The organism is Paenibacillus sp. fava2, from assembly GCF_058313675.1.
This window is the reverse complement of sequence record NZ_CM177755.1, coordinates 4,105,912-4,129,510: the sequence shown is the minus strand read 5'-3', so window position 1 is coordinate 4,129,510 and position 23,599 is coordinate 4,105,912. Positions and strand designations below refer to the sequence as shown.

Annotated in this window: 23 protein-coding genes; 14 read left to right on the top strand and 9 right to left on the bottom strand. The window is 51.2% G+C overall.

Annotated features, from left to right (window positions below; genetic code table 11):
- The first annotated feature begins 2 nt into the window (after positions 1-2).
- Complete coding sequence (locus AC4G46_RS17855; protein ID WP_491123912.1) at positions 3-965, top strand: helix-turn-helix transcriptional regulator; 963 nt, start codon at positions 3-5, stop codon at positions 963-965.
- 246 nt (positions 966-1,211) lie between these two features.
- Complete coding sequence (locus tag AC4G46_RS17850) at positions 1,212-1,619, top strand: zinc ribbon domain-containing protein (RefSeq protein WP_491128915.1); 408 nt, start codon at positions 1,212-1,214, stop codon at positions 1,617-1,619.
- 96 nt (positions 1,620-1,715) lie between these two features.
- Here the strand turns inward: AC4G46_RS17850 and AC4G46_RS17845 are convergent, their stop codons facing one another.
- Complete coding sequence (locus tag AC4G46_RS17845; RefSeq protein WP_491123911.1) at positions 1,716-2,945, bottom strand: MDR family MFS transporter; 1,230 nt, start codon at positions 2,943-2,945, stop codon at positions 1,716-1,718.
- 147 nt (positions 2,946-3,092) lie between these two features.
- Here AC4G46_RS17845 and AC4G46_RS17840 point away from each other — a divergent pair, with 147 nt between their 5' ends.
- From AC4G46_RS17840 to AC4G46_RS17830, 3 genes are all read left to right on the top strand, one after another.
- Positions 3,093-4,871 carry an ABC transporter substrate-binding protein gene (locus AC4G46_RS17840; protein ID WP_491123910.1) on the top strand — a complete coding sequence of 593 codons (1,779 nt, stop codon included), beginning with the start codon at positions 3,093-3,095 and terminating at the stop codon, positions 4,869-4,871.
- Between the two features lie 122 nt (positions 4,872-4,993).
- A complete protein-coding gene (locus tag AC4G46_RS17835; protein WP_491123909.1) occupies positions 4,994-5,881 on the top strand; it encodes an aldo/keto reductase in 888 nt (295 codons plus the stop codon).
- Positions 5,882-6,072: 191 nt separating this feature from the next.
- The gene (locus tag AC4G46_RS17830) at positions 6,073-7,068 is read left to right on the top strand and encodes a cation diffusion facilitator family transporter (protein WP_491123908.1); all 996 of its coding nucleotides are present in this window, start codon (positions 6,073-6,075) and stop codon (positions 7,066-7,068) included.
- Positions 7,069-7,160: 92 nt separating this feature from the next.
- On the opposite strand, the gene AC4G46_RS17825 is transcribed toward AC4G46_RS17830, so the two are convergent.
- Positions 7,161-7,328 (bottom strand): hypothetical protein, encoded by a 168-nt coding sequence (locus tag AC4G46_RS17825; protein ID WP_167347615.1) that lies wholly within the window; start codon positions 7,326-7,328, stop codon positions 7,161-7,163.
- A 151-nt stretch (positions 7,329-7,479) separates the two neighbouring features.
- Between AC4G46_RS17825 and AC4G46_RS17820 the strand changes: the two genes are divergently transcribed.
- On the top strand, positions 7,480-8,055 hold the full coding sequence (locus AC4G46_RS17820) for a histidine phosphatase family protein (protein WP_491123907.1): 576 nt from the start codon (positions 7,480-7,482) through the stop codon (positions 8,053-8,055).
- Positions 8,056-8,127: 72 nt separating this feature from the next.
- Here AC4G46_RS17820 and AC4G46_RS17815 read toward each other — a convergent pair whose 3' ends face one another.
- Together AC4G46_RS17815 and AC4G46_RS17810 are read right to left on the bottom strand one after the other, a co-directional pair.
- On the bottom strand, positions 8,128-8,544 hold the full coding sequence (locus AC4G46_RS17815) for a hypothetical protein (RefSeq protein WP_491123906.1): 417 nt from the start codon (positions 8,542-8,544) through the stop codon (positions 8,128-8,130).
- Positions 8,541-8,744: a helix-turn-helix transcriptional regulator gene (locus AC4G46_RS17810; protein WP_068725123.1), complete on the bottom strand. Its 204-nt coding sequence runs from the start codon at positions 8,742-8,744 to the stop codon at positions 8,541-8,543. Before AC4G46_RS17810 ends, AC4G46_RS17815 begins: the two co-directional genes overlap by 4 nt.
- Before the next feature lie 350 nt (positions 8,745-9,094).
- Here AC4G46_RS17810 and AC4G46_RS17805 point away from each other — a divergent pair, with 350 nt between their 5' ends.
- Positions 9,095-10,318: an aminotransferase class I/II-fold pyridoxal phosphate-dependent enzyme gene (locus AC4G46_RS17805; RefSeq protein ID WP_491123905.1), complete on the top strand. Its 1,224-nt coding sequence runs from the start codon at positions 9,095-9,097 to the stop codon at positions 10,316-10,318.
- Positions 10,319-10,367: 49 nt separating this feature from the next.
- Here the strand turns inward: AC4G46_RS17805 and AC4G46_RS17800 are convergent, their stop codons facing one another.
- Positions 10,368-11,117 (bottom strand): DUF4184 family protein, encoded by a 750-nt coding sequence (locus AC4G46_RS17800; protein WP_491123904.1) that lies wholly within the window; start codon positions 11,115-11,117, stop codon positions 10,368-10,370.
- Between the two features lie 24 nt (positions 11,118-11,141).
- Positions 11,142-12,500: an outer membrane protein assembly factor BamB family protein gene (locus tag AC4G46_RS17795; protein ID WP_491123903.1), complete on the bottom strand. Its 1,359-nt coding sequence runs from the start codon at positions 12,498-12,500 to the stop codon at positions 11,142-11,144.
- Between the two features lie 179 nt (positions 12,501-12,679).
- On the opposite strand from AC4G46_RS17795, the gene AC4G46_RS17790 reads away from it, so the two are divergent.
- The gene (locus AC4G46_RS17790; RefSeq protein ID WP_068725133.1) at positions 12,680-13,036 is read left to right on the top strand and encodes a hypothetical protein; all 357 of its coding nucleotides are present in this window, start codon (positions 12,680-12,682) and stop codon (positions 13,034-13,036) included.
- A 138-nt stretch (positions 13,037-13,174) separates the two neighbouring features.
- Here the strand turns inward: AC4G46_RS17790 and AC4G46_RS17785 are convergent, their stop codons facing one another.
- On the bottom strand, positions 13,175-14,125 hold the full coding sequence (locus tag AC4G46_RS17785; protein ID WP_491123902.1) for an alpha/beta hydrolase: 951 nt from the start codon (positions 14,123-14,125) through the stop codon (positions 13,175-13,177).
- 215 nt (positions 14,126-14,340) lie between these two features.
- On the opposite strand from AC4G46_RS17785, the gene AC4G46_RS17780 reads away from it, so the two are divergent.
- Complete coding sequence (locus AC4G46_RS17780; RefSeq protein WP_491123901.1) at positions 14,341-14,886, top strand: hypothetical protein; 546 nt, start codon at positions 14,341-14,343, stop codon at positions 14,884-14,886.
- A gap of 94 nt (positions 14,887-14,980) precedes the next feature.
- Here the strand turns inward: AC4G46_RS17780 and AC4G46_RS17775 are convergent, their stop codons facing one another.
- Complete coding sequence (locus tag AC4G46_RS17775; RefSeq protein WP_491123900.1) at positions 14,981-16,294, bottom strand: amino acid permease; 1,314 nt, start codon at positions 16,292-16,294, stop codon at positions 14,981-14,983.
- Positions 16,295-16,413: 119 nt separating this feature from the next.
- Here AC4G46_RS17775 and AC4G46_RS17770 point away from each other — a divergent pair, with 119 nt between their 5' ends.
- The 3 genes from AC4G46_RS17770 to AC4G46_RS17760 all read left to right on the top strand — a co-directional run bounded on the left by AC4G46_RS17770 (position 16,414) and on the right by AC4G46_RS17760 (position 19,482).
- Positions 16,414-17,328 carry a LysR family transcriptional regulator gene (locus AC4G46_RS17770; protein WP_491123899.1) on the top strand — a complete coding sequence of 305 codons (915 nt, stop codon included), beginning with the start codon at positions 16,414-16,416 and terminating at the stop codon, positions 17,326-17,328.
- Positions 17,325-18,257, top strand: coding sequence for a tyrosine-type recombinase/integrase (locus AC4G46_RS17765; protein ID WP_491123898.1), 933 nt, complete (start codon positions 17,325-17,327; stop codon positions 18,255-18,257). Before AC4G46_RS17770 ends, AC4G46_RS17765 begins: the two co-directional genes overlap by 4 nt.
- Positions 18,258-18,510: 253 nt before the next feature.
- The gene (locus AC4G46_RS17760; protein WP_491123897.1) at positions 18,511-19,482 is read left to right on the top strand and encodes a glycoside hydrolase family 113; all 972 of its coding nucleotides are present in this window, start codon (positions 18,511-18,513) and stop codon (positions 19,480-19,482) included.
- Positions 19,483-19,714: 232 nt separating this feature from the next.
- Here AC4G46_RS17760 and AC4G46_RS17755 read toward each other — a convergent pair whose 3' ends face one another.
- Complete coding sequence (locus tag AC4G46_RS17755; RefSeq protein ID WP_068725145.1) at positions 19,715-20,641, bottom strand: L-lactate dehydrogenase; 927 nt, start codon at positions 20,639-20,641, stop codon at positions 19,715-19,717.
- 230 nt (positions 20,642-20,871) lie between these two features.
- On the opposite strand from AC4G46_RS17755, the gene bcaP reads away from it, so the two are divergent.
- Complete coding sequence (bcaP, locus tag AC4G46_RS17750; RefSeq protein ID WP_491123896.1) at positions 20,872-22,254, top strand: branched-chain amino acid transporter BcaP; 1,383 nt, start codon at positions 20,872-20,874, stop codon at positions 22,252-22,254.
- Positions 22,255-22,278: 24 nt separating this feature from the next.
- Entirely contained in the window at positions 22,279-23,574 is a 1,296-nt protein-coding gene (locus AC4G46_RS17745) for a WD40/YVTN/BNR-like repeat-containing protein (protein WP_491123895.1), read from the top strand.
- Positions 23,575-23,599: the final 25 nt, after the last annotated feature.

The window sequence follows — 23,599 nt, the reverse complement described above, 5'->3', positions numbered from 1 at the left end:
TGATGGCTGTGCGTGTACACCGGTTAATTGCTATTATGCTGCTGATTGAATCCCGGGGGAAAATCAAGGCAAATGAGCTGGCAGCTGCTCTGGAAACCTCCGTTCGGTCCATATACAGGGATATCGATGTGCTGGCGGAAGCCGGAATACCTATCGTGACCACTACCGGACCGAACGGAGGGATTTCCCTCATGGAGGGCTATACAGTCAATCTGCGCCAGTTGAACGGGGATGAGCTGATCCATCTTTATTTAACCGGTCTGGGATTTCATCAGGGCATTCAGAAGGAATCCACGCTGAAGCTCAAGAACGCATTATTGAAGCTGGAAAAGATAATGCCGCCGGATTACCGTGAGGATATTACCAAGGCCAAAAATGTCTTTTACTTCGATGAAACGCCGTGGTGGAACGAGCGTCCTGCAATTCCTTTTCTGGAGAAGCTCCGTGCCGCTCTGTGGCACTCTCATAAGCTCAGAGTGGAATACCGTAAGGTTAACGGAGAACGTTCCAACCGTACGCTGCGGCCTTACGGGCTTGTGGTAAAGCAGGGGGATTGGTATCTGGTCGGCTTCTGTGAAGCGGCTCAAGGATTGCGTACGTTTAAATGTGAACGGATTACGGCGGCAGAACAACTGGAAGAAGGATATACGATTCCTGCGGATTTTTCGCTGGAGGGATACTGGAGCGGTACGGAGAAGAATTTTAGACAAAACCGCAGAGCTGAGGAGAATTATCCTGTAACTCTCCGGTCGGACAAACCTCATCCTGAGCTGGTTAACCGGCTGGAGGTAATGAATAGCATGACAGATCAGAAGACTTTTATTCTGACCGTTAACATGTACAGCTATGAACAGGCTTGCGACAAGGTGATGCAGCTGCCGGGTGATATTGAGGTTTTGGAGCCCATAATACTGAGGGAATACATAATGGAGAAGATTAAGCTTTTGCAAAAAATGTACTTTTAGTAGTGGAAATTCCTGGACGGAAAAATGAATATCCGGATTGGTTAACATATATAATATTATGTAAACAATAAAGTGGCAACGTAGTGCCTTACCGGTGGCGGATCATGATTTCAAATATCTTTTGATTGATTATCCATTCAGACGGAGGTAAAATTATACATTGGTTGAAAAGTGCGGAACATGGATGGGTATCTATTCCATTTCACGGTTTGGTTAGCAAGTTTGAGACGAGAGGAGTGACTTCCGCTGAAAAGCATTAAGCCTGGCCGCGGCCCTTCCGGCATGAATGCAATCGGGAGTATTGCTGTAGGAGTTTTTGGCGTCTTCTGGACGATAGGAGCAGCGCAGATGGGTGCGCCGGTATTTTTTGTAGCATTCGGTGTTATCTTTGTAGGGCTGGCTGTAGTGCAGGGGATATATCACTTTAAGAACGCGACCGGGAAGAACCGGATGTCACTGATGGACATTACAGACAGAAATGAAGAGCCTGATCCTCTGGACACCTTTTTTCAAAAATCAGCAAATTCGGATCACCCTAACCATGAGTCCCATGAAAATGATAACGCCCTAAGTTATTGTCCTTATTGCGGCAGTAAAGTGACTAACGCAGCGTACCAGTTTTGCCCGAGATGCGGAAAAGCTTTGGAGTCCTAAAGCTCATATGAACGGAATCTATTTAACGCAAACAGCGGCAGCCCCGGACCATGAGGTCCTGAGCTGCCGCTGTTTTGTGTGCGGTGAATTTCCGGGTTATGCACAGCTTTTGGCCTCTGCCAATTCTCTGGCTTTCAGCCTTTTATGGGCGGTAACCAGAAACGGCAGACCGAGAGCGGTGGTCAGTGCCAGCGGGACAAATACAGCGGGGCCGCTGGAAGCGCCGAACTGATCCAGCAGCAGGCCGCCGAGAATCGGGGCCATAACACCGCCGAGCCCGTTGAAGCCGATTGTTCCGAAATAGGTGCCTTTCCATTCCGGCTTGGCAATCCGGTCAATCAGCATATCCATCATCGTGAACAGCAGCACTTCGCCGATGGTGAACAGAATTACTCCGGTCATCATAAGACCGACTCCGCCGGCAACGCCGAACAGCAGCATGCTAAGGGCTACGCAGATATTGCCTAGAATCAAAGGAACAATTGGCGAAAACCTGCTTGCCGTGCGGACAATCGGATATTGGACGACCAGTACGGTGACCGCGTTGAGCGACAGCATATAGGAGAAGACCTTGCCGCCGTCTGTGAAATGAGTGTTCATCGCCAGATACTGCGCCAGTGTGGAACTGAAATGCCCATAACCTAGTACGCAGAAAATCGTGCCGAGCAGCACAGGCAGGAAGACCCGGTCCCGGCCAGTGACGGCCAGCGCTGTGCTGAGTTTGGGTGCTGTGACCTCTGAACGACCTGGCAGTGTGTTATGGTGAATCCGGAATTGCAGAAACAGCACCAGCCCGTAGGCGATATAGACGATTCCTGCGATCACGAAAGGAAAGGTCGATTCGGCAGAGCCGAGCTGCAGGCCGATAATCGGGCCGAATACCACGCCAAGGTTAACCGCGGCATATCTCAGGTTGAACACAAGCAGCTTATGCTCAGGCGGAGTAATATCTGACAGCATGGCCCGTGAGGTGGGCTCAAACACTGCACGGCAGATCCCGTTCAAGGTATTAACAAGGAAAAAGACCCATAAATGCTGGGCCGCGGCAAAGCCGAAGAAGACACAAGCCCATCCGAAAACGGAGACCAGCATAACGATTTTGCGGCCGATCACATCGGAGATATAACCGCCGTAGAAGCTGATCATCACGCCGGCAAGTGAGCTGACCGCTACGGTAAAACCGGTCTGCGTAGGTGAAGCTCCGAGCACCTGGGTCAGATAAATAGACAAGAACGGAATACTCATGGAGGTAACCAGCCGGCCGAACATCGTCCCGATAATAATGGTCCAGGCGAGCGGATGAATGTGCTGTAGATATTGTTTCATAAGTCAGGGGATCTCCTAATCTGCTGGATGAATTTTGAGGACTGCCTATTTCAGGCGGTGTCATATATAATGATTGTAATATTAAAAGGGGGAAAGAAAAGTGTAAGGTTTCCCCCTATCCTTTCACCTTTAACAGGAGCATACCCAATGGATAACCATATCGTACACTATCTTCGCATATCGGCCGGGTTCAACAGCCTCTCCAGACTGCAGGAGCCGCTTCCGGCAAGCATTGAGGTGCTGGCGGAGGTGCTGTGCTGCACCCCGCGCAACGTCAAGTTCATATTGCGGAGGCTTGAAGAGAAGGCGCTGATTCAGTGGCGGCCCGGCAGAGGCAGAGGCCATTTCTCGGCTATTACCTTTCTGCGCAGTATGGAAGATGTACTGGAAGAGCAGCTGCTGGAGCTGATCAATAACGGAAAAATCAAGCAGGGGATCGAGCTGATCGGGCTGCCCGAGGTGAATAGTCCGCTGAAGGAACGTCTTCTGGCCGTTCTGAACAAGCAGATGGGCTACCACAGTGAAGCGGAATCTACAACCGGTCTGGACGTCCTGCGGATCATCAGCAACCGGCAGATGGAGGAGCTGGACTCCGCTTCTGTGTATACCGCGTTTGAGGCTTTTTTGCTCGGGCAAATATACAGTACCCTGTTGTCCTACGAGGCTTCCACCGGCAGCTTCACCCCGGGCCTTGCCCATATGTGGGAAACGAATGAGGAGTATACCAGCTACATTTTCTATCTGCGCAAAGGGGTCCGGTTTCATCACGGCCGGGTTATGACATCCAGAGACGTAAAGGAAACGCTGCTTCGGCTTAAGGATAAGAACAGCCCGGCGATATGGCATTTCCGCGACGTAGCCGGTATAGAGCTGCTAGGAGATCACCGTATACGGTTTGATTTGACGCGTCCGAACCATTTTTTTCTGCATACACTTAGCTCCGTTTATATGTCGGTTCTGCCGTACGACCAGGAGTTTAATGCTGCCCGTCCATCAGGAACCGGACCTTACCGGGTAATCAATCTGAGCGATGATGTGCTTGAGCTTGCAGCATTCGATGATTATTACGGAATCCGTCCGCTGCTTGACCGGGTAGAGATATGGTCATTGCCGGATAAGTGGGCCAGTGTACGCCAGTACCAGCTGCCTGAAGCAGGGGAGATCCGACCGTCGCCGGCGCTTTGTACCAATAACAGCATTGACTATCCGGCTACAGGGTGCAGATATATCCTTACGAATTTCCGCAAAGAAGGGCTTCAGCATGACCCGCGTTTCCGTCAGGCCATGAGTCTGCTGTATCATCCGCTTGCCTTGATTAATGAGCTGGGCGGGAACCGGCTTACTCCGGCTGCCAGTTTTTTACCCTGGGTAAGCCGCCGGACGGACTGGACCGAACCCGAGATGGCTCTAATCAGGGAACAGCTGCAGTTAAGCAGCTACAACGGCGAAGTCATCACAATTGCCCATACAGCCAAGAAAGAGGAGCGTGAAGAGGCTGTATGGCTGCAGCAGCGTGGAGCCGCCGCCGGTATAAGACTAAGTCTCTTGGAATATAAGGATTTTCAGCTGGATGAAATTATCGGGAGGGCAGACTTTGTTTTTGCGGAGGAGGTGCTGGAGGATGACTGGCAGTGGGGAATGATTAATTATTTTGTTAACCGGTCAAATCATTTGCACAGACTGCTGCTGGAGCACCAGCTTACGGAAATCCGGCAGGCCGCCGACTGCTTTGCAGGACTGGATGAAGATAGCAGAAGCAGTCTGCTGCAGCAGACAGAATCCATTCTCCGGGATCAGGCATGGGTGCTGTACGGCTGTCATCTGAACAAAAGAGCCCAGCTTAATCAGAGCCTCTTTGGCCTGCATACCGGCTCCTTCGGCTTCCTGGATATCTCCAAATTGTGGGTTAAGTCAAGCTTTCCGTAGACTGGCGGCCGTCCATAACGTTTCCTTTTTGCACCGGGGGGTATAATGTATAAGATGTGCCAGCTTCATAGACAGTTCCCGGCTCCCCCAATTCATACCCACCGCTAAAGGAGGAAACTACTATGGAAAAACGCAAATACGGCAATACGGACATGGAAGTAAGTGTACTGGGCTTCGGCGGCTCTGAAATCGGCAGCTCGGACCAGAAAACGGTAGACCGGCTGCTGGGAAGCGCAGTGGACGCCGGGCTTAATCTCATTGACACAGCGGAATGCTACGGCAACAGTGAGGAGCTTATCGGTAAAACGCTGGGCTCACGGCGCAGCGATTATTATCTGTTCACCAAATGCGGCCATTCCGCCGGTATGGATTATCCGGACTGGGATCTGGTTCTGCTGGAAAAGAGTATTGACCGCAGCCTCCAGCGCCTTCAGACCGACTATGTTGATATGATTCACCTGCATAGCTGCCGGGAAGAGGTGCTGCGCGACGGGGCGGTCATTGAACTGCTGCAGCGGGCCAAGCAGGCCGGCAAGACCCGTTATATCGGCTACAGCGGTGACCGGAAGGATGCGCTGTATGCGGTGCAGACCGGCGTATTTGACAGTCTGGAAATCTCGGTCAATATCGCCGATCAGGAAGCCATTGACCTGACCTTGGGCGAAGCGGCTAAACGAAACATGGGCGTAACCGCAAAACGTCCGATTGCCAATGCAGCCTGGATGTTTGAGAGTATGGACGAGAGCGAATACCCTTTTATCTACTGGAACCGGCTGCGTGAATTGTCTTACGGCTTCTTGGCCGACCGTGAGGAAAGTGTGGAGACGGCCCTGCGCTTTACGCTCAGCACACCCGGTGTGCATACCGCTATCGTCGGAACCACCAAGCCGGAGCGCTGGCAGCAGAATGCCGGATTGCTCAGCAAAGGCGCACTGCCTGCTGACCAGTACGAGGAGATCCGCAGCATCTGGCGAAGCATCGCGGGAGAAGACTGGGTAGGACAAACCTGATCAGCCTGTACTATCGCACCGAATAATAGAATGGATAATCCTTACCTTCTGAAGCCCACGCCTGATTTGGGTGTGGGCTTTATGAGTTTAGAAAGAAGAACCAAACAAAGGCCAGGCTAAGCCTGATAGAAATCTGACCCTTTAGGTTAAGTAAATACATATGCAAAACGTGTGAGGAGGCATCATGACCTATGGCAGAAATTTCGGAAAGTCTGGCAAGCTTGATCAAGAAAGGAAATAAGTCTTCAGGCTCCGCAGCAATCGGCAATACCTGCATCGCTGTTGTTAAAGGAGTAGCCTTTGCGCTGACCGGCAGCGGTTCGATGTTTGCCACGATGATGCATTCGATCGCTGATGCTGTTAATCAGCTGTTCGTTTTTACCGGCAGTGTACTCGCAGAGAAGCGGCCGACCCGCCGGTTCCCGGACGGCTTCGGGCGTGTGATTAACCTGTTCTGTATGATAGCGGTAATAGTCGTTACTATTATGGCTTATGAAACGATGCTCGAAGGCTTCCATCTGCTGCGGCATCCGGCTGAAGAGGCAGGCGGCTACTGGATCAATGTTCTTGTACTGGTGCTGTCGATCGGAGCAGATGCCTTTGTCTGGGTGAAAGCGATGAATGAAGTGCTGCACGATGCCCGTGTGGAAGCCAAAGGCTTCCGCAAGTTTACAGCCTCACTCAAAAACGTTAAACGGGCCGCACCGCCGACCCGGCTTGTTTTTTACGAGGACCTTGTTGCAACAACCGGGGGATTCCTGGCGCTGATTGCTGTACTGGTGACTGCGCTGACCCGTTTCCATCTGCTGGACGGGATCACAAGCATCCTGATTGCGTTTATGATGATCGGGGTAGCCTTCCGTGTCGGTTATGACAATATGGTTGGATTGATTGGTGTAGCGGCTCCGCCGGAAATAGAGGAGAAGGTAGCGAAGATTATTTTTGAAGAGCCCCAGGTTACTGACATTTTCCAGATGCGTATTCTGCAGGAAGGCCGGTACTACCATGTTGAAGGCCTGATCGAGCTCAAGACCGGGCTGACGCTGGCTGATGCCGATGACATCAAATTTAAGGTGAGGGACAAGCTGCTAGCTGATCCGCATATTTCGGATGTGACCTTAGGGATTCTTGAGGATAACGGTGTCCGTAACTGGGTTCCGCGGAGAGAAATGCAGGACTTGACCTGACCGGATAAAGAAGAGGGGAGTGCCGTACGAGACGGTGCTCCCCTTTGTTATAAGTGCTTTTTTACAGCTGGCATCATATTCGCGAAAATGTGTTAGACCGCCTGCTTGCCGTCACACTTTTTGCAGACATCCAGCTTGCCGCCGTCGGCGCTTTTACCGATATAGAGCAGCTTTATCCGTGTGCTTCCGCAGATTGGACAGGTTCCTCTGCTGCGGGACGGCATCCGCCAGAGTGCTTTGCCGCGTTTGTTCTTGGACATAAGTATTCCCACCTTCACTCGTAATACCCTATCCTATGCCTGTCCCTTGCGGACTATTACTTCGTATATTTGACATTCCAGTTATTTCTAATATAGTGTGAGGGTTGTAATTCATTAATTATCCGGAAAACTGGAGTACTGGAGGAAGAAAATGCACACTTCGATTTATATGGTAAGACATGGTGAATCACCAACGAAAGAGGGGAACCATAACGAAAGAACCAGAGGTTTAACGGAAAAAGGAAAGAGGGATGCGCTGCAAGTTACGGAAATCTTGAAACCAGAAGCGATAGAGGTTTTTGTCTCGAGCCCTTATTTAAGAGCCGTTCTAACCATTGAGGATTTGGCTGGGGCCAGTGGCCAAGAGGTGTTATTATACGAAGACCTTAAAGAAAGAATCTTCCTGAATGAAGACAAGCGCTTGCCTGATGAGGAGCTAATCCCGTTATTGGAGCTGTCTTTTGTCGATCCTGATTTTGCTTTGCCGGGCGGGGAGTCTAATGCAGATTGTCAGGGCAGGGCTATAGCCGTCGTAAAAGAGTTATTGAAAAATTATAACGGACGAAAGATAGCTTTAGGGACACATGGGGCCGTAATGACTTTGATCATGAATCATTATGACAAAATATACGATTTGGATTTCCTGCTAAACATGTCCAAACCTGATGTGTACAGGCTGGATTTTAACGGGGAAGAGCTGGTGAAGGTGATCCGGTTATGGAAGTAGCGGCTTAAAAATTGAAGTAGAGCAGCGCCAGCCGCAGGACTATCTTTCATTTGCGGGCTGGCGCTGCTCTGTTCACATGCTTTTCTGGTAATGGACCATCAGATAATGACTCATGAAATGGTAGATCAGAAAAACAACAACTACAGCAAGTGTCACCCATAAAGGAGCTGAAATAAGGATCGTAACATAGGCGATCGCCATGATCAGCCACTGGGTAATATCTGCGGCCTTGGCTTTGGCGCGGTTGCGGATTACCGTATTCCGTTCATCGTGATAATCAATGATGGCCTGCTTTTCAAGCCCGGGGTTTTTGCGTGCTGCACGAATCATGAACAGATTGGATATACTGACCCCCGCACTGCCGGCCCCGATGCCGATCAACGTACCCGAGACAGCCTTAAATTCCTCATTGTTAAAAAAGAAACTAGCCGCAATTGCGCAGATCCCGACGAACAGCAGTATTACGTAAAAAGCTGGTGATCTTCTCATTTCTCTTCCTCCTCGTAGATGAAAATCTCCTCAACGGACAGATTGAAAAAACGGGCGATTTTGAAAGCCAGAATGATGGAAGGGTTGTATCTTCCGTTTTCGAGTGAGCCAATCGTCTGTCTGGATACCTCCAGCGCTGCGGCAAGCTCTTCCTGTTTAATGCCATGCTGCTTGCGTATTTCCTCCAGCCTGTTTTTCAAAGGATCACCTCACTGTGAAAGGATGGAAAGTATACTTTCCATAATTAAAATATCATTAAAGCTGCTGAATGTAAAGCCTGCTTTCCATTTTTTTGAGGAGTTTATAGGAGAATCACTTTGCTTAAAAGTACGTCTTTTGGGTCAAAAAGCAGGCAATTCCGGCCTGAAAAAACAGCGTATAACATAAATTATACGCTGTTTTTGTTTAAATCGATTTTAATAACCGTTCGCGGACAACATTCCAGCTTAAATCAAGTGTTTTTTTACCATTATCGACCAGTTGCAATGCACTGCATCCTTATCTGCACCCCGCATGCTATAATGATTCAAAAACAGACAGGTGGAGAGATATGACAACCAGCAATTCAGGCTCCGTCCAAAAGTGGAGATCGGACAAGCTTTCCCATTTAGGCTCATCCATTTTTGCAGAGGTGGCAGAATGGAAGGAGCAGGCACGAAAGTCCGGACTCGAGGTTATTGACCTTGGCATCGGCAGCCCTGACCAGGCCCCGGCCCCGGAGATCCGTGAAGCATTGAGTGCAGCCGTGCTCCGGGATGACAGTTATTCTTATCCTGCTTCCAAAGGAAGCGCAAAGTTCCGCGAACAGGCTGCAAAATGGATGAACTGGCGGTTTGGCGTAGAAGTGGATCCGGAGGAAGAGCTGGTATCTTTGATGGGTTCCCAGGACGGGCTGGCCCATCTGGCCTTAGCCGTATGCAATCCCGGGGATCTGGCAATTGTGCCTGACCCGGGGTATCCGATTTATTCAGGCTCACTCGCTATTGCCGGTGTGAAGGCCTGGCCGCTTCCGCTGCTTGCAGACCATGATTTCCTGCCCGATCTGGACAGCATTCCGGACGAGGTATGGCAGCAGGCTGTGTTTATCCTGCTTGCCTTCCCGGGGAATCCGATTTCGGTTACGGCGGACTATGCTTACATGGAGAAGCTGGTAGGGCTGGCTCTAAAGTGGGAGGTGCTGATCATCCATGATCTGGCCTACTCAGAGATGGGCTTTGACGGTTATCGGCCGTTAAGTATTCTGCAGGTGCCTGAAGCGATACATACGGCAGTGGAGTTTCACTCTTTTTCAAAAAGCTTTAATATGGCCGGCTGCCGAATTGGGTTCATGACTGGTAACCGTGCAGCGGTAGGGGCGCTCCGGGAACTCAAGAGCAATGTGGATTACGGTGTATTCAACCCGGTGCAGGAAGCGGCAGTTCTTGCCTTGGAGCTGGCGATGCAGGGGGATGAACGGCTGGAGGTTGCGCCGCTCTATGAACACAGACGGAATGTGTTCGTCCAGGCACTGGTTGAGGAAGGGTGGGCTGTACCTAGCCCGAAGGCTACGATGTTTATCTGGGCGCCGCTTCCGGAGAATTATTATGCCGGTCAGACGGGGCGGTCGCGGCGGTTTGCACAGGAGCTTCTGCTCAAGACCGGGGTGGCGATAATTCCGGGGGATGCTTTTGGCGTACAGGGCGAAGGGTTTGTGCGGATTGCGCTGGTGGAGGATGAGTCGAAGCTGGCGGAAGCTGCCCGGAGAATCGGCGGGTTCGTGCGGGCGCTAAGGTAGAGAGAAGCAAAACAGGGCTTCCCTGAGGGAAGTCCTGTTTGTGTTGGTTTTATGTGCTGCTGATCCGGTTCTGGCGGTATTTGGGAAACAGGCAGACACCGAGCAGACCCAGGCACCAGGTATCAACGATCCTTACCACATGTACGCCATAGCTTGATAGGGACACTGGTGCAGCGAAATACCAGAGGAGCAAAAGGAAACCGGCCAACAGGCATACAGCGGACCAGAAAAGATATTTTTGCTTAGCGGATTTGCTGGAAGGCTCCTGCCTACCGGAACGGCTCCTGAGAACCAGGTATCCGAAAATCAGACTAAGCCCAAATACTGTGCTGCCATGCTGCAGGAATTTGTATAAAGGAATATCATGGCCGTAGACGCTGAAGATATGGTTGAACAATCCCGGGAATTTAGCCACCATAACCCCCTGCTTGTGGGTGAAGGAATCCCAGGCCACATGCGTAAGCATGCCGAAGAGTGCTGAATAAATGAAGACGAATATCCGGGTTACAGAACCTGCAGTTGTCCTAAGTGTGTAGGTGTCTTGAAGAAAGTGCGGCAGATGGCTCATCAAAGTCCGGTGTACAAAATAATGATAGACCAGACAGATGACCGCAACCAGCGGCAGATTGAACACAAGAAATCCGGTAAAGGTATGCCCAATTTCGGCGACAGGCCTGCCTCTGACAAAATACTCGAAATCCGGTGACATGCTTCCGAGGACCATGGCGGAAAAGTGTACATAAGTGCTTTTGCGTGAGAAAGGTAAAATGATTGCCGGGTGTGCAAAGGTTAAGGGCATATTATAAGACTCCTGGTTTGTTTATTATGATAACAACGATTTGGGCATTTCCAGTGCAAAGGTTTTGTTCTCAAAACGCACCAGCGCGGTTGCTCCGGAGATGATGATATCGCCGAAATAGGTGTAGGTTAACCCGGTATCTAATTTACCGGCTATGGCACCGGTACTGGCATCCATGATGATGAAGCTGCCGTTATCATAGCTGGCAAATACAGCATTCTCGTGCTTTTGAATCAGAGTCAGCCCCTTGGCCGGAGCTGCAAAGGTAACGGTCCGGTCATCCGCCAGATGAACACCGGACAGCACATTGTTTTGCCTGAAAAAGGCCATGCCATCAACAGGACCAGCTACCCATGTGCCGTAATTATCATAGGTTTTGACGCCTGAGCCATTGATTTGACCCAGTGTAAACCGGGTAAGATAGCTTTCCGCTTGATCCTGCTTGCCGTCAACCGTATAGATATAGGGCTGCTCAATTAGGGCCAAGCTGCTACCCATCATGCGTACATCCTCCAGCGGCTGAACTTTTTCTTGTCCGGTCAGTTTTCCTGTTGCAGAATCCAGCCTTACAAGGCTCAGGAGGTGACCGGATACCGGTGGTTCCCCGGGGATGTATTGCTCAGCAGCCGTCTCGCGCAGTATCATGTCATCTTCGTGTGTTGCAACCGGGCTTAAGATGCCTTCCGTGCGCCACAGCTGCTGTCCGGTCGCCGGGTCCAGACCAAAGTATTGCGAGCGTATATTATCAATGGTACTGGACACGATCAGTACCCCATTATGCTCACCGTGAATAGTGCCGGCATACATCGGAATCTCGGGATTTGACCACAGCTGCTTGCCTGTTTCAGCATCGTAGGCGGCTACACCGCCGCTTTCATTAGCAAACAGGATTGTCTTACCGCTCAAGCGGGCGTGTCCGCCTACTTCCATAGGCTGCTTGGCAACTTGCGTACTCCAGAGCTGCTTTCCGGTGTCCGCTGACAGCTTAACGAGGTGATCACTGCCGCTTATAGTATAAATAGCTTTATCAGTGATGATTTCTGGCGTTCTGACGTTCTCTAAGGTCCAGGCGATTGTCCCGGAGGAGATGCCGGCGGCGTTTAGAGTATTATTGTGTGAATAGTAAAAAAAGCCGTTTGAGACAGGCGGATCATCCGAGTACATGCCGGTGCCGTCCGTGTCAGCTTCCCATAAAACCTGAAGGGGTGTGACAGCTTCCGGAGACGGTGTTGGCATTATTTTTGCCGAAGCTGCTTCTTCTGTAAATTCATTAGGTTTCTGGGTGTTCTGGCTGGAACTCTTTTCATGCGCAGCTGTGACAAGGCCGTATGTAAGCAGGCCGGCGGCCAGCAGCAAAGCGAGCCCAAGAGTGGTTTTGGACACAGGGATCAACTCCTTGATAGATATTATACTTTATTGACCCCCGGATACGGCGATTAGTTGCTGTTTGATTATGAAATAAATATATTTAAAGTTTACATAACAATATATATGTTACCTATTTTCGCAATTAACGGAATGGGGTAATTAAAAAGCAACTACAACTCAGAGGAGGAACAATCATGAGCTTTAATCTCGGAGGACTGGGCGATAAGGTTCAGGGCCTTATGAATTCAGTCAAAGACGGTAATATCGGCGAGCTTCTGCAAAAGCTTCCGCTTGACCAGCTTCCGCTGGATCAGCTGTTACAAAAGCTTCCGGTCGACCAGCTGCTGTCCAGCTCGTTCCTGCAACAATTCACTCCGTTTCAGTCTCTGAAGGAGCTGCTGCAGAGCGGCGGCTTTACGGGCTCCTCAGCGGAGGACCTGAAATCCCTGCCCCAAGATCAGCTGAATGAGCATGTGAACCAAACAACCTCCTTCGGTTCATTGAAGGATATGCTGGTGAAGGCTGCGGAGTTTTATACCCAGAGAAAGTAACGGCCAAAAATGTGGCAGTGGGGACGTATTTCGTTCTTGTTGTCAATCTTCGGCCGATTGCAACAAGCCCGCACGGATTATTCTCCGAATGCGGGCTTGTCTTTGTCCTGTATACGAATCACTTGTATAAAGAGAGATTTAGCTCTTCAGCCAGGCAGTTGCCAGCATCAAGGCGCCTTTTTTCGCTTCGGTATCTGCCAGTGCATTCAGCATCACGAAGTCATGGATGATGCCCTGGAACCGCACTGCTGTTACAGGCACACCGGCTTCGCGCAGCTTATTGGCATAGGCTTCGCCTTCATCACGCAGCACATCCGCTTCTCCGGTAATAATCAGCGCTTCCGGCAGACCGCTCAGCTGCTCCAGACTGGCCCGAAGGGGAGAGGCGGTGATCTGCGCCCGTTCTTCGGGGTCAGTTGTATATTGATCCCAGAACCATTGCATTCCTGTACGCTGCAGGAAATAGCCTTCTGCGAACAGATGATACGATTCCGTATCAAATGCTGCATCCGTTACCGGATAGAACAGCAGCTGCTTGGCAATCTTTGGTCCGCCGCGCTCCTTCGCCATCAGGGTAATGGCAGCTGTCATATTTCCGCCGACACTATCACCGGCTACGGTCACATTACCGCTGTCCAGCCCACTTTTACCGCCACTCTTTGAAATCCACTCCAGAACGGCATAGATTTCTTCAATAGCAGTAGGGTATTTAGCTTCCGGGGACAGGCTGTATTCAGGAAAAACGATTGCAGCTTCAGCACCGACTGCAAGCTCACGGATGAGCCGGTCATGGGTGTGACTGTTGCCGAACACCCAGCCGGCGCCATGAATATAGAGGATGACCGGCAGGTCGTCACCGACTCTGTTCAGCGGACGGATAATCCGCACGGGCACACTACCGCCGGGACCGCCAGAGACGGTAAGGTCCTGAATGTCGACCGCTGGTTTATCTATTTCGCCTGACTGAACACTGTTAACCGCTTCCCGGCCTTTTTCCGGACCAAGGTCAGGCAGAAAAGGAGGCTCCGAGTTATCATTCGCAAATTGCAGGGCAGCTGGCTCCAGTACGATTTTGTTATAATCAGACATATATTTATCTCTCCTTCTCGTTAAAAATATTGGTATGCTCTCTTCCATCCATAACCCGCTGCGAACAGTCTGAAACGATTCACACCGGCAGGAAACGTAAAAGGTATGTCAGGGAAAAGATATAAAGCAACTTTTTACCAATTCATTCGTCTATACAGGGTGAGGTGAATACTGTGAAAATATACCTGAAAATATTTTCTATTGCTCTGCTTGTCATGATGTTATCTGCATGCAGCAGGCATAACACAGCAGATAATCCAATACATAGCACGCCGGCACCAGAGCCGGAGCAGACAACCAAGCCTGCTGAACCTATTTCGTCGGCTAAGCCAGCGGATACATCTGCTGTTGAGACATCGACCAAAGCAGATAGGTCCTACAGGGCAAAGCCGCCGTTACCTGTAATAACGGCTGGAGCTGCGGGGATTCCGGCTGTACAGGCCAGCTATTGCTGGGATTATCTGGGCTGTGCAGATACTGCCATTGGTGAGCAGATGTATAACGGCCAGACACTGACCGTTGTTCAGCCGGGTGAAAGAATCGATACCGTCCTGAATTATGAGCCGCAGCCGTCAAGTGTTGTAGTAGCCAAAGTCACCGATGGTAATGCATATGATCCGGTTACTTTAACAGATGGCGTGTTTACAGCACCCGGAGAGAAGGGCGTTTACTACTATCTGTATACTGCCAATTGGACCACGGATGACGGGGGATACATGCTGAATCAGACCTCGGCGGTGTTTGCTGTTGAAGTTAGATAGCTTGGGACGAATATTAAAGGCCGCGATTCCTTATATAGATTAAGGGATATCGCGGCCTGTTTGCGTGTGACTATGGCACACATACACATCTGAATTAAATCACATTGGACTTTTTCTGTTGAGGTTCGTTCTCAGGCAGCGCAGGTAATGCGCTGCGGCTGTTCCGAAGCCAGACAATGGCCGTAAAGCATGCGACTATCACAATCGGGTAGCCAATTGCCCAGCCGGTAAACGGAAATACGGCCACAGTTGCGGTAAAAGAAATCCAGCTGATTGTTACGCCCATCCGGCTGCCTTTCAGCAGCCGGATGCCTGCGGCACAGCCCCCAATGTAGGTCAGAATGAAGGTGGCGTTCGGAAACTGGATCAGGGTGGTAATAGACAGCAATCCGCTTCCGTAAAGGAATAGTACCACTGCATAGCAGCCCATAAGGAACATCGTGGCACCTGATGGTGTCTGATACCGGGCGGACAACCGGCTCATCCAGCGGGGCGCATAGCCCTGACGGGCTAAAGCGAAGGCTACCCGTGAGGCTGCACTTGTATAGGCGATGATGGTCGCAGTACAGATAAACATCCCCGTAAGCCCCGCGATAAATCCGCCCCATGCTCCCAGCGGCTGGCTGATGATCCAGACCAGCGAAGAATCAGCTCCGCCGCGCAGATAGCTTTGTGTGCCGACTGTCGCCAGCGCAGAGAGGAAGTACAGGACGCCTACAATGACCGCTGCGACGGTTACGCCTTTGATCGCAGCCCGCTGTGGGTCTTTAAATTCTTCGGACAGATGGGACACGGCTTCCCAGCCGATAAAGCACCAGAACAGAATCGCCGCGGCCTGCCCGATGCTGGTCCAGCCATGCGGAATGAACGGAGTAAAATGTGTGCTTTCCATCCGTGGCAGCGCCGCGGCAAACGAGAAGACCAGCACGGAGACAATTGCAATCACAACGGCGATTTGCACTTTGCCGGCGACCTGCATCCCGATCCAGTTCGTGATCAGTCCAACTGCCAGCATAGCGGAGGCCAGGGCAATTCTTGACCCGTCACCCCAGCCCATCGCGGCAGTCATATAGCCTGCTCCCGTCAAGGCAGCAACCGGTCCGCCGATCGGGACGGACATCAGGAAAAACCATCCGACCATTGCCCCGGCCCGCGGCCCGAAGGCCAAAGTGACGAAATGAGAGACTCCGCCAGCGTTTGGATACTTGGCCGACAGCAGACCCATCGACAATGCCAGCGGAAGAATGAGCAGGGTCATGAAGCCCCAGGCCAGCAGGGATGCCGGTCCGGCCATTTCTGCTGCCAGGCCCGGCACGATCAGCACCCCTGATCCGAGCACGGCTCCAATATAGAGGGCAATGGCCTGCGGCATGCCGATATTACGTTGTAAGGAATGATTTTGCTTCATCTAATTGTCCCGCTTTCCTTGTATTTAAGTATAGAGTATCAGATAATAGATCCATTGGAAAAACGGAATTATCGAATACCATCCATTCAAAAAACCGATAGGAGGCCGGCAAGCGAATTATGGAATCGCGGCATTTATTTACTTTCCTGGTTGTCGTCGAGGCTGGCAGCTTTACGAGGGCCGCCCAGAAGCTGGACTATGCGCAATCAAGCATAACGGGACAGATTCAGGCGCTGGAAGCAGAGCTCGGCCAGCCTTTATTTGACCGGATCGGCAAAAAAATTATTCTGACCGATGCCGGGCGCCGCCTGCTGCCCTATGCCCAGGAAATCTCCCGGATGCATGCCCTGGCCCAGGATGCGCTACGCTCCGAAACAGAGCTGTCAGGCGTGCTGCGCATCGGTGCACCGGAATCGCTGGCTGCCTTTCGCCTGCCGGGAATTATCAAGGAATTCCGCGGCAGCCATCCCAAGGTGCAGATAACCCTCAAGCCGGGGGCCTGCTGGGAGCTGACCGAGTTCGTCCGTACCGGCGAGCTTGATCTTGCTTTTCTGCTCCAGCCCGAAACAGAATATAAGGACTTAATCTGCGAAACGCTGATACATGAAGCTATGACCCTGGTTGCACCGCTCGATCATCCGCTTGTACGTCTGAAGGAGGTAGTTCCGCTTGATCTCAAGGATCAAACGATCCTGCATACAGAGACAGGCTGTACCTACCGTATATTATTTGAGCGTCATCTCAACAGCCATGGCGTTTTTCCTGATCCGAATCTTGAATTCTGGAGCATTGAAGCGATTAAGCAGTGTGTGATGTCCGGTCTGGGCATTTCCTTTCTGCCGCTGATTACGGTCCGAAACGAGCTGGCAGAAGGCAAGCTGGCGCGGCTTAACTGGAATGATGAATCCCAGCGTGTAGCTACACAAATCGTTTATCATAACAAAAAGTGGATGTCACCTGCACTGGAGCAGTTTTTGCAGATGGTTCAGAACCATGCGGCCAAATGGCGCAATAACGGAGGTGAACAGCAGTGACTGAATGCGAGAATGATTATGAAGAGGAGCTGGAGGCTTTTCTGATCTGGATGAAGGATGCCGGATTTACGGCATACACCCAGAAATCCTATCTGGCGGATGTGCGGGAGTTTCTGAACGGGCTTAACGGCAAGCGGCTGGAATCCGTCAAAAAGCTGCATGTGGTCTCGTATCTGACCTCCGTACGTGAGCGGGGAGTCAGCGACTCAACACGTAACCGCAAGCATGCGTCAATTAACTGCCTGTTCCGGGCGCTGATTGAGCTTGAGCTGCTTACGGTTAACCCGGCGGCAGGCATCAAAAAATCCAAAACCGAAAAAAACCGTGAGCCGGTTTATCTGGATGAAGGCGATCTGCAGCAGTTTTTGTCAGCGGTCAGCGGTAAATACCGCAGCCGGAATCTGGCTGTCTTCCTATTGATGTCGTATATGGGGCTGCGGGTAGGGGAAGTACATACCCTTAATCTTAATGATTACAGTCCGGATCGCCGCTCGCTCCGTGTGTTTGGTAAAGGGCGCAAATGGCGGAATGTCCCGGTTCCGGATGCTGTCGCACCTTATCTGGAGGAGGCGATCGCCGGGCGGTTGTCACCGTGGCGCAGCAAGGAGGAGGCGATGTTTATCTCGCAAAAAGGCCGGAGGCTATCGATCCGCGGGATTCAGGGCATCGCAGCCGGTACGTTTGAGCGTTTCCAGCAGAGTGTGCCCGAAGCGCACCGCCGGCCGTATTCCAGCCATAAGCTGCGTCATTCCTTCGCTACCATGCTGCTGCGCAAGGGTGCGGATCTGCGCACGGTTCAGGAGCTGCTGGGTCATTCTTCGATTCAGACAACGACTGTCTATACGCACATTACGAGCCGGGAGAAGGAAGAGGCGATGGCTAAACTTGAGATTAGCATGCCGGAAAAGGAAGCAGCATTTAGGGAGTAACTAAATGCCTGATTATGCACGGCAGAGTACAGATTATTTTTCGCTCCAACCCTTATTTTTATCAGCCGGAGGACGTGTATGTCCACGGTTTTTTTGCATTCCTAAAACATAAGATTTTGTTAGTATAAAGTTTTCTTTAATTATAACTTGTTATTATTTTGTTTTTCAATTATCCTAACAAAAGATAGACAGTAATTATAAATGTTATACAGCGGAGAGAAGCTGATGACTTTATCAATGGGAGGATACAGCGGTGAACGAAACATTTTTTAAAGGAATGACTTATGGCTGGGAATCAACCAGAGGGGCGTACAGACAGCCCTATGCCGAGGATTCTCTTAGAAAGCTGGCAGAAACGGGAAGTGAATGGATTGCGCTTTCCTTTTGGACATGGCAGGATACGGTGCATTCCACAGAGATTTATTTTGACTACGGATATACGATGACCGACCGGGATATTGAGCATACCGTGAAGCTTGCTAAGCAGCTGGGGCTGAAAGTCTGCCTTAAACCTGTGGTTAATTCCAGGGACGGGATCTGGCGGGCGCGGATCGGCTTTCCTGAGGATGGTGACGTTTACTGGGCAGCCTGGTTCAAATCCTATACGAACTTTATTAAGCATTATGCTGAGCTGGCGGAGGAGCTAGAGTGCGAGCTGTTCTGCATCGGCTGTGAGATGGTGGCTACAGAGTCGCGGGAGACAGAATGGCGCAATCTGATCAGTGAGGTCAAAAGCTTATACACCGGACCGATCGTATACAATGCCAACCACGGAAAAGAGGAAGGGATCGAATGGCTCGACGAGGTGGATTATATCGGAACAAGCGCCTATTATCCGGTAGCCTCTGTTCCGGGGGATACCTTCGAGAATATGCGGGCCTCCTGGGAGCGGCAGAAGCCGCGGCTTAAGGCACTATCTGACCGGTTCGGCAAGCCGCTGGTCTTTATTGAAATCGGCTGCCGCAGTGCGCTGGGCTGTGCGACCATGCCTTGGGATTTCTCGCATAAGGAGCTTCCCGTTTCCCAGCAGGAACAGGCCAATTTCTACCGGTCGGCGCTGGAGACATTCTGGGACGAATCCTGGTTTGCCGGCTTCTTCTGGTGGGACTGGAGCACAAAGCTGTACCCGGCGGAGGAAGCTGCAGCTAATGTCGGCTTTGATATTTACGGCAAGGAAGCTGAACAGGTATTAAGAGACTATTACAAGCGTCCTGTGGTCCGGTAAACTGGTATTCGCAACCATGATATTAATATCATTGTCAGGCAAAAATGTTTCATGTTATATTAACAAAATGACATGGTAAGTAAACTCCGTCCTTTGGCTGCGGCGATTCACGATCCCCGCTGAAGGACGGATTCTGTTGTGTGCGGGGCTGCATACAACAAGGGCTATCTTCCGGTCCGAGTAATGCGACCGGGAGATAGCCTTTTGTTTGTTAGTAACCGGGGATATTAACTTACAGCTCAAGCTTGGAAATCTCTGATTTCAGCTTGTCCGCAGATTTCTGGAACAAGGCCTGTTCCTCCTCATTGAGCGGCAGGTCCAGAACTTCGCGTACGCCGGAGCGGTCGACGACACATGGCGCACCGAGGAACACATCGGAAACTCCATTGTAATTGTTAAGCAGGGTCGAGACGTTGAGCACAGCGCCTTCGTTATCAAGAATGGAAACGACAATCCGGTCCAGCGCCAGCGCAATCGCGTAGGACGTAGATCCTTTGGCGTCTATAATTTCATAGGCGGCATTTTTGGTGTCTTCAAATATATCCTGGCGTTCAGCTTCATCGAAGCCCAGATCGGTCCCGGCAATATTGGCGAGACTCCAGACCGGCAGCTCGGAATCCCCGTGCTCACCGATAATCTGTCCGTGAATGCTGCGCGGATCGATTTCCTTATGCTTACCGATCAGGTATCGGAACCGTGCGCTGTCCAGCACTGTACCCGAACCGATGACGCGTCTGCGGTCAAAGCCGCTGATCTTCAAGGTGGCATAAGCCAGAATGTCCACCGGATTCGTGGCAATCAGCAGGATGGCATGATGATTGTATTTGGTGATTTTTTGGATGATGTCTTTGAAAATGGAGATGTTCTTGCGCAGCAGATCGATCCGGGTTTCACCCGGCTTCTGCGATGCCCCGGCGGTTACGATAATGATATCCGCTTCCCGGCAATCTTCATAGGTTCCTGCCCATAACTTCACGCCGCCGACAAACGGCATGCCGTGATTCATGTCCAGCGCTTCTCCAAGTGCCTTCTGATGATTGACATCTATTAGTACTAATTCTTGCATACGTCTGCGAAGCAGCAGGGTATAGGCAGTTGTTGTTCCTACTGCACCGGTGCCGATGACTACGACACGATTGGGCTTAAATGGGGGGGCCATTGATACATCTCCTCCGAAATTCGAATTTTTTGTGTCCAATCTTAACCATCATAATCGTTAAATGTAGTGTTTTCAAGCATCCTGTTTTTAATCCATTACCCCGGAAGCGGGCATGCTAACAACAACTTTTGGCAGAAATGAGTCTGCTGTCCGGCTGAGGCTTAGCTATTAGCCTGCTGACCGCTCGTCACTGAGCTACATCATTATTATTGACAGGAGAGAAAAGAAGTATGGATTTATTCCGCAAGAAACCGCTGGCTGCACCCCTGAGTGACGATGCCGGCAAGCTCAGCAAAACCCTGGGAGCCCTTGATCTCACTGCCCTGGGGGTCGGTGCAATCATTGGTACCGGTATTTTTGTTATGACAGGGGTTGCTGCTGCAGAGCATGCCGGTCCCGGACTGGTGCTTTCCTTCGTGCTAGCGGGAATCGCCTGCGTGCTGTCCGCACTTTGCTATTCCGAGTTCGCTTCCACACTTCCGGTATCCGGGAGTGCGTATGCTTACAGCTATGTTGCATTTGGAGAGCTTCTGGCCTGGATTCTCGGCTGGGATCTGGTGCTTGAGTACGGGGTCGCGGCGGCGGCGGTCAGCAGCGGCTGGTCCGGTTATTTTCAGGGGCTGCTTGACGGCTTCGGAATCCATTTGCCCACGGCGCTGTCCGGGGCTTATAATGCGGACAAAGGAACTTTTATCAACCTGCCCGCCGTGGTTATTATTCTGCTGATATCCTATTTGCTGACCCGCGGCGTCAAAGAAACGGCACGGTTCAATGCCATTATGGTTGTGGTGAAGCTGTCGGTAGTCCTTCTGTTTATCTTTACCGGCATGTTCTATGTTAAACCGGAGAACTGGACGCCCTTTCTTCCATTCGGTTTCCACGGGGTAGTGAACGGGGCGGCAACTGTATTTTTTGCCTACATCGGCTTTGATGCCTTATCGACTGCTGCTGAGGAGGTTAAGCGGCCGCAGCGCGATTTGCCGATCGGGATTATTTCATCTCTGGCCATTTGTACAGTCCTCTATATTTCAGTATCGCTTGTGCTGACCGGTATTGTGCCTTATCAGAATCTCAATGTCAGCGACCCGGTATCCTTTGCTCTGCGTTTTGTGGATCAAAACATGATCGCCGGCCTGATCTCTGTCGGAGCCATAGCAGGGATGACTACCGTTCTGCTCGTTTTACTGTTCGGACAGACCCGTCTGCTGTTCGCTATTTCACGCGACGGGCTACTTCCCGAAAGTCTGGCCAAAGTTAATCCCAAAACACAGACACCGGTGCGTAGCACCTGGATGGTCGGCGGAATCATCGCCGTGTTTACCGGCCTTGTCCCGCTTGACCGTCTGGCCGATTTGACAAGCATAGGTACGCTGTTCGCATTCCTCGTCGTCTCACTGGGCGTTATTATGATGCGCCGTACGCATCCTGATCTGAAGCGGGGGTTCAGAGTGCCTTGGGTACCGGTCATTCCGTTGTTAAGTGCGGCGGCCTGCGGGTATTTGATGTATAATCTGGGCAGGGAAACCTGGACTGGCTTTATCATCTGGCTGATCCTCGGACTTCTGATCTACTGGCTGTACGGATACAAAAACAGTAAACTGTATAAGAAATAAAGCTTTACGAAAGGAGAGAGGGCGTTGTCATCCAAAACTGCAGGCTACGGAACGCTGAGAATGGCCGCTGCTTTTCTCTTCATCCTGCTGATTCTCTCGGCCTGCTCTTCGTCACCGGCACCAATGCCTACTCTGCCACCCCAGCCGACCGAAGCACCGGAGGAAGGGCAGACGATCACGCTGATTACACCTGGCGATGCCAAAAATGTAACCAATGAGAGCACACCCAAATATCAGATCCAGACCCGGCTGACGGATTTCCGGCTGCTGAATGAATCGGTAGGGCTTGCCTGGGGAGTGACCAAAAAGGAACTGCGGATCTACATGACCATGGACAATGGTGGAACTTGGGTGAACATCTCGCCATCGACCAATGTCCAGTTTATGGCTAATCCGGTCTACGGTGAAGAAATCTTTTTCACCGATCCGGATAACGGCTGGATTATCCGCAGCGCCTTCGGTATGACGGAAACGGTTGTCCTGCGGACAACAGACGGCGGCCAGAGCTGGAAGGTATCTTCTTTTCCGGATTCCAATACGGTGTCGTCCATCTATTTCAGCTCTCCGCAGTCCGGCTGGCTGATGACCTCCTGGGACGCCAATACCACGAAGTCCAGCAAAGCACTTTATGCCACCAAGGATGGCGGGGCAACCTGGACCATGGTTATGCAGAATGAACAGTATAATCCGAACCTGCCGAACAATACGATTCCGATGGCCGGAATTGTGACTGGAATGATCTTTAAGAATTCGACCCACGGACTGGTTACCCTGCAGACCGGTGCGCTGCCCAAAATCTTTATGACCAGCGACAGCGGGGCGACCTGGCATCCGGGTCAGGAGATTCTGGTGAATGAAGAGTGGAAAGGCTGTGACAGGGTTATTACCGGAGAGCCGGAGTTTTTCGGCGGTGACAATACAACCGGCTTCCTGCCGGCTGCCTGTCAGACAGACAAACAGAACAGCGTCTCCTATAACGGTTACTTTACTGCAAACGGGGGAGATAACTGGAGATTTGTTGATTTTGCGCTGAACAGCCAGACCGGCATTAACCGTTATCTTCCGCCCGTCTTTATTAATGCTTCAACCGGATGGATGCTGAACGGGAACCTGATTTACAAGACCCTGAATCAGGGCCAGACCTGGACCCCGCTTCCGGCCAGCAGTGTTCTGCAATCCAAGCTCTTGGAATATCCGGAGATTGTAAAGCTCCAGTTCATTTCCGCTGATGTGGGCTGGCTGCTGATCCAGAAAGAGGAGGACCGCAGGTCAATCCTCCTGCAGACTACCAATGGCGGGATTAGCTGGCGGGTGATGTAATGCTTTTTTGAATGGTAGGTGAGAG